General features: G+C 61.4%; 1 protein-coding gene. It reads left to right on the top strand.

Going from position 1 to position 1,641, the window contains the following annotated elements:
- Positions 1–54 precede the first annotated feature (54 nt).
- Complete coding sequence (locus WB785_RS17970) at positions 55–1,497, top strand: homospermidine synthase (protein ID WP_424080653.1); 1,443 nt, start codon at positions 55–57, stop codon at positions 1,495–1,497.
- Positions 1,498–1,641: the final 144 nt, after the last annotated feature.

Below are 1,641 nucleotides of genomic sequence, written 5' to 3' on the forward strand. Positions count from 1 at the left end.
GCCTGATCCACCCCTCACCATTTGCCTGCCAGCACTTTCCGGAGAAACCATCCCATGAGCCCCGCCTCGCAGATCTACGCGAAGATTACCGGCCCCATCGTCATGGTTGGCTTCGGCTCCATCGGCAAAGGCACGTTGCCGATGATCGAGCGGCATCTCGATTACGACAAGTCGCGCATCACCGTGATCGATCCCAAGGACGAGGGCCGCAAGGCACATTGCGAGAAGCACAATGTACGCTTCATCCAGCAGGGCGTGACCAAGGACAATTATCGCGAATTGCTGACCCCGTTGCTCACTGAAGGCGGCGGCCAGGGCTTTTGCGTCAATCTCTCGGTCGATACCGGCTCTACCGACATCATGGAGCTCTGCAACGAACTTGGCGCGCTCTATATCGACACCGTCAACGAGCCCTGGCTCGGCTTCTATTTCGATTCTTCGAAGGGTCCGGAAGCGCGCTCCAACTACGCCCTTCGCGAAGTGACGCTGGCGGCCAAGAAGGCGCGCCCCTCGGGCTCGACGACGGCCGTCTCCTGCTGTGGCGCCAATCCCGGCATGGTCTCCTTTTTCGTCAAGCAGGCGCTACTCGATGTCGCCGCCGATCTGAAGCTCAATGCCCCCAAGCCGAAGACCAGGGCCGAATGGGCGGATCTGATGCGGCAGGCCGGTATCAAGGGCATCCACATCGCCGAGCGCGACACCCAGCGCTCCAAGTCGCCGAAAGAGCCGGACGTCTTCGTCAACACCTGGTCGGTGGAAGGTTTCCTGTCGGAAGGCGTGCAGCCGTCCGAACTCGGTTGGGGCACCCACGAAAAATGGATGCCCGAGAATGCGCATACCCACGAAGCTGGCTGCGGCGCCGCCATCTATCTGATGCAGCCCGGCGCCAACACGCGCGTGCGCACCTGGTGCCCGACTCGCGGCGCGCAGTATGGCTTCCTCGTCACCCACAACGAGTCGATCTCGATCTCCGATTACTTCACGGTGCGGGACGCATCGGGCACGGCGATCTATCGGCCGACCTGCCACTATGCCTATCATCCGGCTGACGATGCCGTGCTGTCGCTGCATGAAATGTTCGGCCGCGCAGCGAAAATGCAGGAAAAGCACCACATCCTCGACGAGAACGAGATCGTCGACGGCATCGACGAACTCGGCGTGCTGCTGTTCGGCCATGACAACAACGCCTACTGGTACGGCTCGCAGCTCTCCATCGAGGAGACCCGCAAACTCGCGCCCTATCAGAACGCCACCGGCCTGCAAGTGACCTCCGCCGTGCTCGGCGGCATGGTGTGGGCGCTGGAAAACCCGAACGAAGGCATCGTCGAAGCCGACGAGATGGATTTCGATCGTCTGCTGGAAATCCAGATGCCGTATCTCGGCCCGGTGAAGGGTTATTACACCGACTGGACGCCGCTGCGCGATCGTCCCGGACTGTTCCCGGAAGACATCGACACGTCGGATCCCTGGCAGTTCAGGAACGTGCTGGTGCGGTGAGGTTTCTCACCTCGCCGCCGTCCGTAACTCTGCGTTAATCATATCGAGCCAATCTGGGGAATTACTTCTCATGCGAAGGCCCTGAGCCGTCGCGGCGGCTTCGTTCTTGCGACGGCTCCTCAGTGGAGCGGTGAGCATGCGCGC

This window comes from Mycobacterium sp., assembly GCF_049585075.1.
GTDB lineage: Bacteria > Actinomycetota > Actinomycetes > Mycobacteriales > Mycobacteriaceae > Mycobacterium.